Source organism: Algoriphagus aquaeductus, from assembly GCF_003253485.1.
In the GTDB taxonomy this organism is placed as follows: Bacteria; Bacteroidota; Bacteroidia; order Cytophagales; family Cyclobacteriaceae; genus Algoriphagus; species Algoriphagus aquaeductus.
Genome location: NZ_QKTX01000001.1, coordinates 449,971 through 465,756 on the forward strand (window position 1 = coordinate 449,971; position 15,786 = coordinate 465,756).

The 15,786-nt window shown below is 44.7% G+C and carries 12 protein-coding genes; 5 read left to right on the forward strand and 7 right to left on the reverse strand.

The window, feature by feature from the left end; all coding sequences use genetic code 11:
* Nucleotides 1-21: 21 nt before the first annotated feature.
* Nucleotides 22-999, forward strand: a complete 978-nt coding sequence (locus CLV31_RS01965) for a metallophosphoesterase family protein (RefSeq protein WP_146250852.1) — start codon at nucleotides 22-24, stop codon at nucleotides 997-999.
* Here CLV31_RS01965 and CLV31_RS01970 read toward each other — a convergent pair whose 3' ends face one another.
* On the reverse strand, nucleotides 1,000-2,220 hold the full coding sequence (locus CLV31_RS01970; protein WP_111391182.1) for a serine hydrolase domain-containing protein: 1,221 nt from the start codon (nucleotides 2,218-2,220) through the stop codon (nucleotides 1,000-1,002).
* 193 nt (nucleotides 2,221-2,413) lie between these two features.
* Here CLV31_RS01970 and CLV31_RS01975 point away from each other — a divergent pair, with 193 nt between their 5' ends.
* A complete protein-coding gene (locus CLV31_RS01975) occupies nucleotides 2,414-3,661 on the forward strand; it encodes an NAD(P)/FAD-dependent oxidoreductase (protein ID WP_111391183.1) in 1,248 nt (415 codons plus the stop codon).
* Nucleotides 3,662-3,697: 36 nt separating this feature from the next.
* Here CLV31_RS01975 and CLV31_RS01980 read toward each other — a convergent pair whose 3' ends face one another.
* Entirely contained in the window at nucleotides 3,698-4,222 is a 525-nt protein-coding gene (locus CLV31_RS01980; RefSeq protein ID WP_111391184.1) for an acyl-CoA thioesterase, read from the reverse strand.
* A 105-nt stretch (nucleotides 4,223-4,327) separates the two neighbouring features.
* The gene (locus CLV31_RS01985; protein ID WP_111391185.1) at nucleotides 4,328-4,987 is read right to left on the reverse strand and encodes a protein-L-isoaspartate(D-aspartate) O-methyltransferase; all 660 of its coding nucleotides are present in this window, start codon (nucleotides 4,985-4,987) and stop codon (nucleotides 4,328-4,330) included.
* A 109-nt stretch (nucleotides 4,988-5,096) separates the two neighbouring features.
* On the opposite strand from CLV31_RS01985, the gene CLV31_RS01990 reads away from it, so the two are divergent.
* A complete protein-coding gene (locus tag CLV31_RS01990) occupies nucleotides 5,097-5,690 on the forward strand; it encodes a riboflavin synthase (protein WP_111391186.1) in 594 nt (197 codons plus the stop codon).
* On the opposite strand, the gene CLV31_RS01995 is transcribed toward CLV31_RS01990, so the two are convergent.
* From CLV31_RS01995 to CLV31_RS02005, 3 genes are all read right to left on the reverse strand, one after another.
* Complete coding sequence (locus tag CLV31_RS01995; RefSeq protein WP_111391187.1) at nucleotides 5,683-7,971, reverse strand: S9 family peptidase; 2,289 nt, start codon at nucleotides 7,969-7,971, stop codon at nucleotides 5,683-5,685. The genes CLV31_RS01990 and CLV31_RS01995 overlap by 8 nt on opposite strands.
* A gap of 323 nt (nucleotides 7,972-8,294) precedes the next feature.
* A complete protein-coding gene (locus CLV31_RS02000; RefSeq protein WP_111391188.1) occupies nucleotides 8,295-9,287 on the reverse strand; it encodes an endonuclease/exonuclease/phosphatase family protein in 993 nt (330 codons plus the stop codon).
* Between the two features lie 76 nt (nucleotides 9,288-9,363).
* Complete coding sequence (locus tag CLV31_RS02005; protein WP_111391189.1) at nucleotides 9,364-10,509, reverse strand: acyltransferase family protein; 1,146 nt, start codon at nucleotides 10,507-10,509, stop codon at nucleotides 9,364-9,366.
* Nucleotides 10,510-10,713: 204 nt separating this feature from the next.
* Between CLV31_RS02005 and CLV31_RS02010 the strand changes: the two genes are divergently transcribed.
* Nucleotides 10,714-11,997: a S8 family peptidase gene (locus CLV31_RS02010; RefSeq protein ID WP_111391190.1), complete on the forward strand. Its 1,284-nt coding sequence runs from the start codon at nucleotides 10,714-10,716 to the stop codon at nucleotides 11,995-11,997.
* A 94-nt stretch (nucleotides 11,998-12,091) separates the two neighbouring features.
* Nucleotides 12,092-13,321: a S8 family serine peptidase gene (locus CLV31_RS02015; RefSeq protein ID WP_181452549.1), complete on the forward strand. Its 1,230-nt coding sequence runs from the start codon at nucleotides 12,092-12,094 to the stop codon at nucleotides 13,319-13,321.
* Here the strand turns inward: CLV31_RS02015 and CLV31_RS02020 are convergent.
* Nucleotides 13,296-15,497 (reverse strand): tetratricopeptide repeat protein, encoded by a 2,202-nt coding sequence (locus CLV31_RS02020; RefSeq protein WP_146250853.1) that lies wholly within the window; start codon nucleotides 15,495-15,497, stop codon nucleotides 13,296-13,298. The genes CLV31_RS02015 and CLV31_RS02020 overlap by 26 nt on opposite strands.
* Between the last annotated feature and the right edge of the window lie 289 nt (nucleotides 15,498-15,786).

Sequence of the window (15,786 nt, forward strand, 5' to 3'; positions counted from 1 at the left end):
AATTTGAAAACTAATCATGCGATGACATTTGAATCCAACTCCAGAAGGAATTTTCTAAAAACCGCCTCAGTTTCGGTTTTTTCCATGGCATTGCCGGAGTCCATTATTTCTCTTTTTTCAACAAACCAAAAGGCAGTTTCTTTAGGTTTAATCACAGATCTGCATGTGGATATCATTCATGATGCGGAAATTCGGCTTACCACTTTTTTGGAAGAAATGAAAAGTGAGAAAGTGGACGCACTCGTTCAGTTGGGGGATTTTGCCATCCCCAAACCAGAAAATCTGCATTTTATCAAATCCTTCAATCAAGCTCATCAGCATACCTTTCATGTTCTTGGCAATCACGACATGGATGAGGGATTTAGCGGAGAGGATGTGGTAGAGACTTATGGCATGCGAGGCAGATATTATTCCACTGAGGTGGATGGAATTCAGATCCTAGTCCTCGATGGCAATGAATCCGGATCTCCAAACTACAAATCAGGGTATCATTCTTATATTGGTCCTGAGCAACAGGCTTGGTTGAGAGGAGAGTTGGCCAAGGCAGAAAAGCCGGTTTTGATTGTCTCGCATCAACCCATTGCAGGGATTTACACCATTGACAACGCGCAACAAATTCAGGCATTGCTCAGCGAGTTTTCCGGTAAAATCCTACTTGCCATCAATGGTCATGCGCATGTGGATCAGTATGTTTTGGTCGGTGGAGTGAATTACCTTCATATCAATTCAGCCTCTTACTATTGGGTGGGAGAGAAGTTGGCTCATTTGAGCTTGCCGGAGGAGGTCCATACTCAATTTCCTTCTTTGCAGTTTACCTGTCCGTATTCTGCTCCTTTGTTTGGAATTTTGACGATTGATCCTGAGCAAAAGATGATTTCCCTGAAAGGAAAAAAGGCCCAATGGATCGGGCCTTCTCCTTTAGAGTTGGGGTATTCGATTGTTTCTCCCGAGATGCAGCAGCGACATGTGCTGCCACAGATTTCAGATCGGGAGATTTGATTATTTCCTAGGCAAGCTTTCTAAAATCAGCCGGACTAATTCAGCTTTGTCTCCGTTTGGAATCCAACGAGCCACGATCAAGAGATCATTTTCCTGATCTACATAGATCATGTTGGTGCCCGCGCCGATATGAAAAAAGGCGGTTTTGGGAGCGGAAGGCACTTCCTTCAAGTCATTGTTGAGGAAGTAATTCATAAACCCATAGCCCGGATTGGCCGATGTTGGAGTTCGGGATAGATCAATCCAGGATTTTGGGATCAATTGCTTTCCGTTCCAGTTGCCATTTCTCAGCGTGAGGTAGCCAAACCTAGCCTGATCCCAAGCGGAGAGCATCATGCCACCACCCCAGTGCGAACCGCCACTGACAGACTGGATGATCTGTCCATCGAGGTTGATGTAGGAGTTTTCATAGCCAGTCCATCTCCAAGTCGGGCTGGCCCCGATTGGATCCATGATTTTTTCTTTCAACACTACCGGAAGGGGCTTTCTCCACACATTCAACAGGGCCAAGGCAAGCACATTGACACGGGTGTCATTGTATTCGTAAACTGTTCCGGGCTCGTTTTGAGGTCGGGTACGTTTTTGTCTCACTCCTTCAGAAGGTCGGTCCCCCCAGTCGGGCTTTCCCCAAAGCGTTCCCTCCCAATCCGAGGTTTGTCTAAGCAAATGTTCCCAAGTGATCTTCCGGTTGTGCTCGGTGCCGAATAGTTCAAAAACATCCTCTTGATCTAAATGATCGGCTTTGTTCATCATCAATCGGTATGGATCGTATGGGTAGATCGGTGCCATGTAGGGATACACCAGGTCCTTTTCTGACTTGATGAGACCTTCGGCTACAGCAAGTCCGGCAGTGGTGGAGAGAAAGCTTTTGGCCACGCTAAAGGTCAAATCAACTCTGGCTGGATCACCCCATTGACCGACTACATAGCCTTTGTAGATGATCAGGCCGGTTGCAGGTCCTCTTTCCTTCATCGGCCCAACTGGAAATCCAAAAGGTTCTCTGCCAAAAGCACTTTCGTAATGAGCCATTTTTAGATTCGGATTTTCTTTGCTTTCGTGAGTTTCTGCAAACAGAATCGCTTCCTGAAGTTTGGATGGGTTCATTCCTAATTCCTGTGGACTTTTGGTTTCCCAATTATTTTTTTCGGGGAAATAGGTTTGGGCTTTGATTCCCGCAATCAATAGGAAGAAAGTCAGGCCGGTCAAAATGTACTTTTTCATGGTCTTAGCATTTGGTGCGATTTTACTACAATGGGGATTGAAATATTGACCATTCGTCAAATCTTTTTTCTATCCTACCCAAAAACAAAACTCTTTTGGAGAAAGATGGTTAACGACCTACCCAGCTACTATTTTCCTTCATTTTTGCAGGAAAAAAATGGCTTTTTTTATTTTCGCCTGATAGACTTAGCAAATGGAAGAAAAGAAGATTTACATCATAGGAGCCGGGCTTTCTGGCCTTGTGGCTGCACTTGAGCTCGAAAAAGCCGGGCTTTCCCCTGTCATTTTAGAAGCCTCGGATCGGGTAGGCGGGAGGATGAAGACCGATGAAATCGATGGTTTTCGATTGGATCATGGTTTTCAAGTGCTGAATACAGCCTATCCTGAAGCCAAAAAATACCTGGATCTTCATGCCCTGCAATTGAAGACTTTTGATCCCGGGGCAGTGATTTTTGATGGTAAGGACTCTTATGTGATTACTGATCCCCTGAGAAATCCGCTCAAAATTGTGGGCATGGCTTTTTCTAAAGTAGGGACCTTTTTGGATAAGGTAAAGATGTTTTCCCTTACTCAAGAATTGAAGAAAAAATCAAACGAGGAGATATTTGCCGAACCTTCCATTCCTACGCATCAGTACCTGAAGCAATACGGTTTTTCGGACCAAATCATTTCCAATTTCTTCAAACCTTTTTTCAGAGGGATTTTCCTGGAAAAGCACCTGAATACCAGCTCCAGAATGTTTGAGTTTGTGTTTAAGATGTTTTCTTTGGGACATGCGGCTGTGCCGGCAAGAGGCATGGGAGAGATACCTGAGATGATCAAAAGACAATTGTCCACTACCCAGATTTACTTCAACTCCCCGGTCAGGTCGGTCGAGGGAACCCGGATCACCTTGGAAAACGGAGACCAACTGCCGGCGGATCGGGTGATCATCGCGGTTCAGCCGGATCGGATTATGAAGCAACTTCAGGGACAGTTTGCTCCTGCCAGAACGGTGGTGAATCTGTATTTCTCCACTCAAAAGTCTTTTCTTGCCAGACCAATGATTGGTTTACTTCCTTCAGGTCAACTGGTTAATAATCTGGTGTTTATGGATGATGTTTCGGAGGCCTATTCCAGCAATGGGAGGTCACTTTTGTCGGTGACAGTTTTGGAGTCACACCTGACTGAAAAAGAATTGGTCAAGGCAGTGCAAGCAGAGTTGGAATCTATTTCAGGGATAAAGGCAGAGTATTTCAAGCCTGTCAAGCAGTACCATATTTCGTATGCTTTACCCCATGTAGATGATATGAAATATAGCATTCCACACACGGAGTGTAAGATCGTTGATCAGGTGTATTTGGCCGGTGACTACTTGCTCAATGGCTCAATCAATGCGGCGATGACTTCGGGTAGAACAGCAGCAGAAGCTGTGATCCATTCCTTTATGCCGACGCATTAAACCAAAAAGGAAGGCTCATCGCCTTCCTTTTTGGTTTTACTTTTCATCCAGATTGAAAATGGATTTCAATTCCACTGCATCTTCGGGTTTCATCCGCTTGGCCAATACCAATCGTAGCTGACGCCTTCTGAGCGCTCCGTCATACAATTCCTTTTCTTCTTCTGTTTCTGCTATCACCTCGGGTACTTCGATCGGCTTGCCGTTTTGGTCCACCGCTACAAAGGTGAAAAATGCCCGGTGAGTCATGATTTTTTTGCTGGCAGGGATATCTTCTGCTGTCACTTCTATGAATACTTCCATGGAGGAATTAAATGCTCTAGTCACCTGAGATCGAAGCGTGACCACATTCCCCAAATTGATAGGCTGCTTGAATGAAATGCTATCTGCAGAGGCAGTGACTACGATGCGGTTGGAGTGTTTTTGTGCAGCGATAGCAGCTACAATGTCCATCCAATGCATCAAACGTCCACCCATAAGGTTATTCAATGTGTTGGTATCGTTGGGCAAAACCATCTCGGTCATGATGGTCTGAGATTCTTTTGCAAACTTTTGCTTCGCCATAAAAACTGATTTTGGACAAAAATAGAAATAAAATTTCTCTCAGTAGATTTTTCGAGATAAATGAAGAAATTAAATTCTGAAAAAATAGAAAAAACGTTAAATATCCTAGCCTTTCCAGCCGTCCTTGCCCAAAAGTGGAACAAAAGCAAATCCATCAAATTCTTCTCTGACGGTTTCTTTGGATGATTTTTTGGTGATTTTGACCATGGCTTGCCTTCTTCGGTCACCGACAGGGATGACCAAAATACCTCCGATTTTGAGTTGTTGGATCAGGGCATCCGGTACCACCGGAGCACCGGCGGTGACGATGATTTTGTCATAAGGAGCATTCGCAGGGAGGCCGCCAGTTCCGTCTCCGTAGAAAAGATGCATCTTGATTCCCAATCGTTGCAGGAAGCGGGAGGTATGGTCGAAGAGTTTTTTTTGGTATTCGATGGTAAATACTTCTGCTCCCAAGAGGTGTAAAATTGAGGCTTGATATCCCGATCCTGTACCGATTTCCAGGATTTTATCGCCCGGCTTCACATCCAAAAGTTCTGTTTGGAAAGCAACGGTGTATGGTTGGGATATCGTCTGACCTTCTCCAATGGGAAAGGCTTTGTCTTCATAGGCATGGGAGATCAATGCCGTGTCAAAAAAGAAATGCCTCGGAAGGGTATTGATAGCCTCCAAGACTCGCTCACTTTGGATACCTTTTTTTCGCAGTTCTGCTACGAGTGCACGGCGTTTGCCTTTGTGGAGGTAGGTATCTTCAAGTTTCAGCATTCGGGTTGGGGTTTGGTGTTCGAAGATAAATGAATATTTCCCTTACTTTGAACCCAAATAGGCATTTTTTGCTTATCCAGTTGATTCATCGAAGTTTAAAAATTCAAACATGTTTACGGGAATTATCGAGTCGTTTGGCACCATCCGACAAATCACCAAAGAAGGAAGCAATGTACATTTTGACCTGAGTTCACCGATCAGTTCAGAGCTGAAAATCGACCAGTCTTTAGCCCATGACGGAGTTTGTTTGACAGTGGTGGAGGTCACTTCGGAACATTATCGCGTGACGGCCATTGATGAGACCTTGAAAAAAACCAATTTGAGCAACTGGGCTGTCGGTAAAAAAGTGAATTTGGAGCGATGCATGCCAGCCAACGGACGATTTGACGGACACATCGTTCAGGGTCATGTGGATCAAGTGGGCACTGTTCAACGCATTTCCGATCAGGATGGATCTTGGCTTTTTGACATTTCCTATGACCCCAATCTTGGGAATGTGACTGTGGAAAAAGGCTCCATCACGATCAATGGAACCAGTCTGACTTGTTTTAATTCCGGACTTGGCAAATTTTCGGTGGCCATTATTCCCTACACTTACGAGTATACCAATTTTCACCAGCTTCAGGTCGGAGATCCCGTCAACCTGGAATTCGATATCGTCGGAAAATATATCCAGCGGATGCTGAAGGGGTATACTAATTGATTCCGGGGATTTGGTAGTGTCGAAGCGGCTTTTGCCCCAGTAAATGCTCGATGAAGTAATCCCATCGTTTTTTGGTGAAGTAGTCGCCGGGAGGTCTTCCAAAGCTATGCGCTCGGCTTGGCCAGATAAAAAGGTCAAAATCTTTTCCGGCTTTGATCAATTCTTCGGCAAATTTAAAAGTTGCCGATGGATTCACATTTTCATCGATCCCGCCATGGGCCAAAAGTAGATGTCCTTTCAGTTTGGAGGCATTGGTGATATTAGACTGCTCGTGGTAGTAATCCTCTACAGGATAACCCATGTACATTTCGGGCCACCAGGCTTTTTCCATCCGGAAATCATGGTCCCCAGCCGATGCCACGCCCACTTTGTAGAAATCAGAGTGAAGCAACATCGCTCTTGCGGCATCATATCCACCCGCCGAATGGCCAAAAATCCCTACTCGCGTGATGTCAAGAAAGCGGTTTTTGGAAGCAAGCTGTGTAATAGCCAACACATGATCCGTGGTGCCGTCTCCGAGGTTGCGATAGGATACGTCCGCAAAAGCTTTGGATCGCCCAAATCCACCCAATCCATCCACGGTTACCACTACAAAGCCCAGCTCAGCCATGGGTTGCTGATGGCCCATAAGCCCGGCTTTGAAAGTTTTGGGCAGTGTGGACGTATGGGGTCCTGTGTAGGTGTAGTCGATGATGGGGTATTTCTTTTTGGGATCGAAAGTGGTGGGGAAAAAATACACGGCGTGGATTTCTGTTTTTTGATCCTTTGCTATCGCGGTAAACGGTACAGGAAACTGGTATCCTTTTCTGGTCAGATTGGAAATGTCAGTCTGGGAAATTTTTGCAAGCTGCTTTCCGCCAGAAAGGTCCAGTAAAACGGATTGGGTAGGCTGATTGACCTTGGAAAAATTATCCACGGCAAATCTTCCGTTGGGACTGATTGATATCTCGTGAAAGGCATCTTCAGGAGTGAGGAGTTGAAGATCCGTCCCGTCCAGTTTGACTCGATACAGATGGTTGAAGTAAGGGTTTCTGCCGGGTTCTTTTCCGGAGGCTTCAAAGTAGAGGATGCCATTCACTTCATCCAAGTAGCTTAATTTGTTGACCACATACTCCCCGGTTGTGATGGGTTGGATTTCTTTTCCGGTTTTCCAGTCCATCAGATAAAGCTGATTCCACCCTGATTTTTCTGAACCTAAAATGAACTGATCGTTTCTGAGTTTTCTGAAGATATTCTCGCGATTGATATGGGTGGGAGAGGTTTCAGTGTAGATTTTCCGAATGGCCAACGTCTCAGCCCCTACCTCTAAGAGATGAAATTCTTTGTATCCTCTGGGAAAATGAAAGCCAGAAAGGCTTTGGCTGTCCTCAGACCAGCGGAGTTGAATGCCGATAAAATGTGGGGCACTCAGTGCCAGAATCCGTTTTTCCTCCTTTTTCTCCAGATCAAAAATCACCGGAATGTACATCACTACGGTACTGTCTCCCGGTGAACCTCGGTAATAGGAAAGCAAATCGGGTCGGAATTTTTCTTCTTTACTGAAGTCCAGTAGGTACATTTTTTCGGCAAGCCGAAGGTCCACGATTTGGGTAAAGATCTTTTTTGAATCCGGGGACCATTGAACCATAAAACGATCCGGCCTTTCCCCATTTTCGCCTTCGATGAGATCACTCCAGCCGTAGTAGGAGGCGTATTCCAATCCTTTTTTGCCCTGTGTACTGAGTTGGATTTCTGCCCCAGTTTCCAGATTTAGAACATAGAGGTTGTAATTTCTGGTAAATGCCTTCCACTTTCGGTCCGGAGAAAAGGATTCCAGTTCATTTCTTGAGTTAATTGGAAGTGAGGAGAGCGTATTTTCCTTAGTATTCCAAACCCAATCCTGATTCCTCCATCTGAAAGTGACAATGTGGCTGTTTCGCACCCCGGTAAACTGGATCGGCAAGTCTTTGGAGTCCAGATTTTCTCCGGTTTTTTCCTTCAAAAGGTCTGATAATAATTCGGGATCGAAAGCTTCCTTTGTCTCAAAAGTCGTGGAGTGGGTGATGAAAAAACGTTTTCCTTTTTCGGTGAAGGCCGTATGGGCGAAGAGCTGCTCTCCTTCGATCCAGGTCGGAATTACCTCCAGATGGTACACTTCTTTTTGGATGTGGTCGGTCAAAAAGTAGGCAGCCCTTTCGTAGGTCGCTTCCGTGATTTGGCCAAATGAAAATGAAGTGATTCCGAGGGCAAAACAAATGGACAGAAAATATATCGGAGAAGGAAGTATTCGGGAATGATTCATAGGACAATCCAAGGGTATGTAGGAAGTTAAGTAAAAACGAAAAGGATCAAGCCGCTTTTTCAACGATTTGATCCTTTTTGGGATGAAGGGCAAAAAATACTTTTTCGCAGAATTGATTTTTATGGATTTACGAGACTTTGCCGGTAACCTTCTTCAAAGGTTTAATGAACCAGAAAATGCAAATTCCTTGGTTTCCTCCGTCTAGCGTCGCTTTTTCAGAGCACCTTACCGACGAGAGTCAGGAGGTTCGGGGCTTCCAATCCAAAATCAGGGGAATATTCGTCTGCTGGCAGCATAGCGTACAATCAGATGGATTTTTTTTGCTAGACCTCGATTTCGGTGTAGATCGGGTAGTGGTCTGAGACAAGGATCAATTGATTTTTCAGGCTTTGGATAAGGGGATCATTTTTTTCCAGATAGGGATTCCAAACCTGGCCCTTCAAGACCTTGATTCCCCTGCTTACCATGATGTGATCGATCAGCACGTTGAAGAGGTCTCCTGTGATTCTATCCTTGTATCTACCGGAATAAGGAGTCCATCCGTGGGCGGTAAGTTTGGGTTTAGGTAGAACAGACCGAAGTACCCACTCTGGCTTCCAAAGGTCCCCAAGCAGGATCTCTACGGCACTTTTTGAAAATCTATTTTCATAGAAATCCAATTCAAAACCGTCATTGATATCACCCATGACGATTACTTCTTGTCCTTTGCTGAGGTAGCTGTCACATCTTTCACGGATATGCATGCATTCTCCAAATAGCCTCAATCGATCACGCTGAGAAAGTTGCTCAAATCGGGCGTAATCGACCTTGTCAAAGATTCCTTTGGATTTGGTGTGGGCGATGATGACTCGGGTAAGCATCCGGTCATCGGGTCCGAGAAGACTCAGCTCCAAAGGCGGACGGTAATGTTGGTATTGTTCCTTGATCATCCTGTTGGTAGTGTCCATCAGGAATGGCTGATTAAATCGCTCTCCATCCCGGGTTTCCGGGGTGAAAAGCACCTTTATTTTATCGGGTTTGTATAGCGCACACAGTTCCTGCTGACCCGCAGAGGGAAATCCATGAATACCTTTGAACGTAAAATCGGGGAGGTAGTGGGCCGACCAGTCTTCGAGTTGTTGGGTGGAGGTCTTAGCCCCACTGACCAAGGTGTCTGGTCCTTCGGCGATTCCCAGAAAATCCGGATTCATGGCCCGGATAATGTCTGCAAGTTGCTTACTTCGGGTTTCTTCTTTCCCACTGGTTTTTGGAGTGCCATTGGATTCAAAAAGGTCCCGCATCCAGGCAATGTTGTAAACTCCGATCTTGAGTTGCATAAAAAAAGGCTTTTAGTGAAACAGTAACTTGAATTTACCTAATTGCACTAAAAGCCTTAGTATCAGGAGGATATTTTTACACTTTGATGTAGATTTTTTTCTTGTCCATCCAGAGTCCGATCAGCCATATTAAAAGCATATAGGCGATAGAAAAAAGAAAAGAAGCATTTTTAGGACCCAGCCAGCTCGTGAAGAAATTGGAATATATCCATCCCTTAAAGGTTGTTTCTCCTACAGGAATGATCGAGAAAATAGTGATGACGACACCTGAACATACATACAGGATTAATGGATTTCTGCCAAAAGCCTGGAAGAAATAGGTCCATTTGGTAAGTTTCTGAAGCTCTACCAAGAATATCAATCCGCCCAAAAGAATCAAGTCCCAACCAACCGTAAGAAGTACATAAGAGCTTGTCCAGATTTTTTTGTTGATGGGGAAGCCCAAATCCCATAGGTAGGCCAAGGCCAAAAGCGCTACTCCTCCGATCACCAAGGTTTGCACAGTGGCGCTGGTGTTTCCTTTTTTCTGGATGAATTTTCCCACGATAAATCCGGCCAGCACATTGACCATGGAGGTAAGCGTACTTAGTATTCCCTCCGGATCAAAAGGGATTCCTTCTCCGATATACATCCGCTTTTCTCCAATGACGGCCAGATCCAGTTTGATTTGTGCATTTCCGGTCAGACTGTAGGGATCACCGGCATCGCCAAAGAAATACATGATCGGCCAGTAAGCGATCAATGCAGCAATACTCACGATCCATGCGCCTCGCTCCCCTGTCCAATACACCACCAATGCGGCCAGTAAATAGGCCAAGGCTATCCGCTGAAGTACGCCTAGGAGACGAACCTCTGAAAGTTTAACCGCCACCATCTCACCGGCCTCATTGTAATCGAAGAAGGGGAAGTAGTTGAGAAGCCATCCGATCAGGAAAATCAAAGCCGCCCGCTTGAAGACTTTCTTATAGAAGTCATTGGGCTTCATTTCATTCAGCTTCTTCAGGGCGAAACTCATGGCGTTTCCAACCACAAAAAGAAAGGTAGGGAAAACCAAATCCGTCGGAGTGAATCCATGCCAATCAGCATGGGCGAGCGGGCCATAGAGATTACTCCAGCTTCCGGGAGTATTTACAATAATCATAAAGGCAATCGTCATGCCTCGCAAGACATCCAGAGCCAAATAGCGGTTGGATAGAATTTTGGATTGGTGGTCGATGGTCATGGAATGAGGTGATAATGGCTATTTGTCCAAGCTTCTAGTTAACTTATTTTCAAAGGAATTTCCAAAATTTTCTCAGGTTATTTGATGAATTGCATTGTCATAAATCGGGTTAATTATTTTTTTTCGGAATAATGTATTTGCTAAAAAGAAAGATTGCTTACCTTTTCTAATGTCAATTGATTTTTAACCTGCAAATATTTTGTTATGAAAAGACTTATTATTGGTTTGATTGTATTGGTCGGGGCTGTTTTTGGATTGGATTGGATATTGGCCCCGAATTATTCCCAATTTGACCTCACAGAGGAAGGAGCCATTGAAGGACAGTTTATTGTCTTTCTAAAAGAAAAAGAAAAGTTTTCAAATCAGGAGAAGATTTACGCTTTTCTGGAAAGAAAGGGAGTCAGAATCAATAGAGAAAGAGTGTTTGCTGATGGCATTTTTGGATTCAGCGGTAAAATTACCAAGGAAGAATTAGATAGGATTGAAGGTTGGCCTTTGATCAGAAGAGTTTTCTCAAACGTGGAATCCTACACTCAGGATTTTGTAGTCCAAACTACCCGGCCTAGAATGCAATCTGATCCAATTCCGCAGACGACCCGCCCAAGAATGCAAGCCGACTATGATTCCTTGCTGCAGACTTCTAATGCGGTCAAGTTCGTTGGCGGGCCGATGTCAGTGGAGTCTTCTTCCAAAAAAGTATGGGTACTTGATACCGGAATTGACGGAGATCACCAAGACCTTCAAGCCCATTTGGTCAGGAGCGGAAATCTGGCCAAATCCTTTATTCCGGATGAACTTGAACCTTATGTTGATCTTAATGGCCATGGAACATTTTGTGCCGGACTTATCGGGGCCAAATCCACAGATCCCGAAAGTGAGTTTGTCAGAATGAATGGAGTCGCTCCCGGAGCCTCCTTGGTTTCAATTAAGGTGCTAAATGGAGAAGGTACAGGTGATTGGGGGACAGTGTTGTCGGGAATCTCCTATGCAATTGCAAGAGCAAATGCCGGAGACATTCTATCCATCAGTCTCGGAAGCAAATACGAAAAGGCCTGTGATTTCTTTAATGATCCTTCTTTTGGAAGGTTGAGAAATAAGATCCGTCAACGGGGAATTTTTGTGGTGATGTCTGCCGGAAACCTGGGACTAGATGATAGTCCGGCCGCTCCACCTTCCTCTTTGACCAACTTTCCGGGATGTATGGATGGAGACAATTTTATCACCGTAGGATCTTTGACTTTTGGTGAATCCATTCGAGTGTCAGACTTTTCTTATATCGGTATGCCTTCTATAGATTTTATGGCTCCGGGAGACAGGGTGTTTTCCACCTACAAAGGCAATCAATACAGTCTCCAAAGCGGAACATCTGCAGCTGCTGCAATCGTATCGGGCATTATCTATTTAAGAAGTAGTCCTCCGGCCGGAAATGAGACCGTCAGAGGAAATGCACCGGATCAGACTCAGTATCCCATCGCAAAAATTGATTAACAAAACGGCCCTTTTCAACTCTTTGAAAAGGGCTTTTCAATTATATCAATCCATTTGGAAAATACACTTTACGCAATTCCACAATTTACTAGAAATGAAAAAAGTCCTACTCGCATCGTTATTCCTTGTGATTTCTTCACTAGGATTTGCCCAGCAAAAGCAATATGTCATATTGATGAAGGAATCCTTTGAGTCTCCCTTGGGAAAAGGACGTATGGAGAACTCCAATCGGGAAAGGATGGAAAAAGACAATAGCCCGGCACGCGCTCAAAAGCTTCAAAAAGTTCAGGCCTTTGCTGACCAAAAGGGCGTAAAATCCATTCCGGGCCGTCAGTTTGTAGATGCCATGGTTGGATTTGTAGCTGAGCTCACAGAGGGTGAGGCCCTGACCTTGATGGAATCCCCTGAAGTGGAGGGCGTTTTCCCGGATTTCAAAATGCAAACCCGGCCTCGAATGCAAACCCGGCCCCGGATGCAGGGTGAATCTGTCACCGGAGAAGATTTTTACGATCCCGCCATCAAAGCCAGCTGTGCCGTTGGGTTGATGGGAGGACCTCAGGATAATTCCGGTAAAAAAGAGGTGATTTGGATCGTGGATTCCGGAATTGATGCCAAGCATCCCGATCTGAATGTGACCAAAAGCAATCGCCTGGCCACTTCATTTGTCTTAGAAGAAACCAATCCTTTTGAAGATTTGGCGGGTCATGGTACCCATTGTGCGGGATTGGCTGCAGGAACGGGAAGAGGAAATCCCGGTGTGAGAGGCATGTCGGCAGGTGCCGAACTGATCCCGGTGAAAGTATTGGACAGAAATGGAGAAGGTACTTGGTCCCAACTGCTGATGGCCTTGGATCATATTGAAAAATTCGGACGAACCGGCGATGTGGTATTGATGAGTTTGGGAGAATATGGAATCCAGGGATGCTCTGATTCCAATCCCGCCTTGATCGGAGCAATTCAGGATTTAGCTTCCAAAGGGCTTTTTATTGTAATGTCAGCGGGGAATGATTCCGGCGAATCATCTCAAAATCTACCCGGATGTATAGAAGGTCCCAATATTTTCACGGTAGGCTCGTATGATTTTGACTGTTCTGGATTTACGGGCTTTTCTGCTACTGGAAATCTTGGTACTCCTGCAGTGGATTTTGTCGCTCCCGGTGAAAATGTTTTTTCTGCTTATCCCGGAGCTCGGTACATGGTTGCATCAGGTACTTCCATGTCAGCTGCTTTGGTGGCTGGTTTGATTCATTCCTTGGGGACAGTACCAAATTCTCTTCGCCAGGAATCCCATCAAGGGATTACTTATTCCTTTGCAGGGAGGTAGACTGAATCTTGGAATTGATCTGATTGATGTCCTTTTCCAGGATGGAAATCAGCTTTTTCATTTCCTTGTCCACCAAAAGTTCTTTGAATGCGGGGTTTTGGGTTATTAAAAAACTTTCTTTCCATCCCCGTTCATAGGCGACGGTCAAATATCGAATGGCAGCGTCCCTGTTTCCCTGGATTGCGTAGCAGTTGGCCAGGTCTAGGGGAAGTACAAAATCTTCGTTTCCGCTTTCCATGGATTGCCTTCTGATATTGGATGAACCATCCAAGAGGAATGATGCCTCTGAAACTTGGCCTTTTCGGTTAAGAAGGTAAGCTAAATGGATGGGAGTGGAAATATATTCTGAAAACTCAGGCTGAGTATCGAAGGATTTTTGCAATAACTCTTCCGCCAATGCAGCCTCACCCAAGTAAAGCTGAACAATACCTCTCGCTTTTTGTCCCCAAAAACCCGCTCCCCCGGGAAGCTGAAGGATTTGGTCCATAACTTCCTTTACCTCTGCAGATCTTCCCATTTCTATTAGTAGTCTGGACTTCACTTCAAGTGTCTCTATTTGTTGGCTGAGGGAGAATGATTTGTCCAGGTATTCCAGTGCCAAATTGTGTTGGCCGAGTATAAAATAGATCCATCCAAGGTTTTGGTATGGCAGGTAATTGTTTGGACCGAGTTTAATGGATTGTAGCTGGTATTTCAGTGCATTTTCAAGATCGCCTTTGATAAAATACACAGTCCCTATATTCCCCAAGGCTTGGGACAGGTTTGGGTTTTGGACCAAGGCATTTTCGAAGGAGCTTTTGGCAAAAGTCAATTTCCCCATGTAGTAATAGGCAGATCCTTGTGCACTGAATCCTTCGGACAGATTGGGTTGTAGTGCCAAGGACTTTGCGCTTGCCTCCAAACTTGAATCGTAATAGGCTTGGCCAAAGCTATAGCCGAGTTGGGAATAAGCATTTGCCAAATCCGCATAGGCCAGAGCATAATTCGGGTCAAGTTCAATGGCTTTTTTGTAAAGATTGACCGCCTGCTGAAAACTTGAATCGGTAAAAAAAGAATACAATCGATTTCCTTTGAGCCTGAATTCATAGGCTTGAAGATTTTCGGTTTCACCTTTTCCGATTTGGGAAGATTCTTCAATGCTGAGATTTGCATCAAAAATTCTGGCGATTTCTCTTGCTATTTCATTTTGTAGATTGGTGATGTCATGCCCTTCCCGTAGGTAGCGCACAGACCAGACATTTTTGTTTTTTTCCGCGTCGATGAGTTGCAGGGAAATCCGAACACCGGTACTCAGCCATTCCAATTCCCCTCTGAGTAACGCACTTACTCCCAGTACCCTTGAAATAGAATCTGCCGGAGATTCGATTCCTTTAAAACTCTTCATCGTCGAGTAGTTGATGGTCTTGATCGCCTGAATTTTGGAAAGTTGGCCAATGACATTTTCTGTTAATCCATCGGAGAAATAATCAAATTCTTCAGAAGGGTTTAGATTGGTGAAGGGGATTACTGCAATTGATTTTTCATTTTTCCAGACCGGATTATTAGCCAGCCACATATAGCCCAAGCTGAGCAATAGCAAAAGAATAACCCCTAATCCTGCCCAAGTTCGCCAGGAGGCTTTTTCCTGAAACTTGATATTTTGAAGAATATCCGATCTTTTGGGGATAGCAAGGGGCGGGTTGATGATGGCATGAAGCTCAACCTTGTGCGTTACATTTTTTAGAGAAAAGCCACCGAGCTTGGTTGTTGTGAATGAGTTTCCTTTGGGGAGTTGTTGAAAAAGCTGATCAGAGATCAACACGCTGGAGGGTATACCTACGCTTTGGATCCGGGAACTCTGATTGACGGCATCACCAAAAACATCTCCATGATCGAAAATGATATCTCCGCAATGCATGCCGACTCGGATGGAGAATTTACCCAGGGCTTTGATTTCCTTTTGGATTTCTAGGGATGCCAAAATGGCGTTTTGGGGTAAATCGAAGACTCCTAAGATCCCGTCCCCCAGTTCTTTGATAATTTTCCCTTCGTATTGGTCAAAAAATTTTTGATGGATCGCCAGGTTGTTTTTCATCAGTTCAAAGGCTCCATCTTCATCTTTTCCCATCAGCCGGGTATATCCCACAATGTCCGAGAAAAAAACCACGGCTTGTTTTCGAAGTAATTCTGCACTCATAAAAATAGGATCGGGTGGATACTTATATTCTTTGCCTCTTTCCAAGCTAGGGATTTTTGGGCTCTAAAAAAAGCCGTATTTTCAGCTAAATAATGTACTTCTTGATCAAAGCTTCATTAACTTATCTGATAGTACGCTATGCTGCCGGTAGACGAATATTCCCCTGATTTTGGATGGGATGCTTCTAACTTCCCGACTCTCGTCGGTAAGGTGCTCAGCACAGGCGACCGAAGAAATTAAGGAATTGGCTTCTTCAGATTTAGTTAACCTCAGAAGAAAGCTGCTGGCA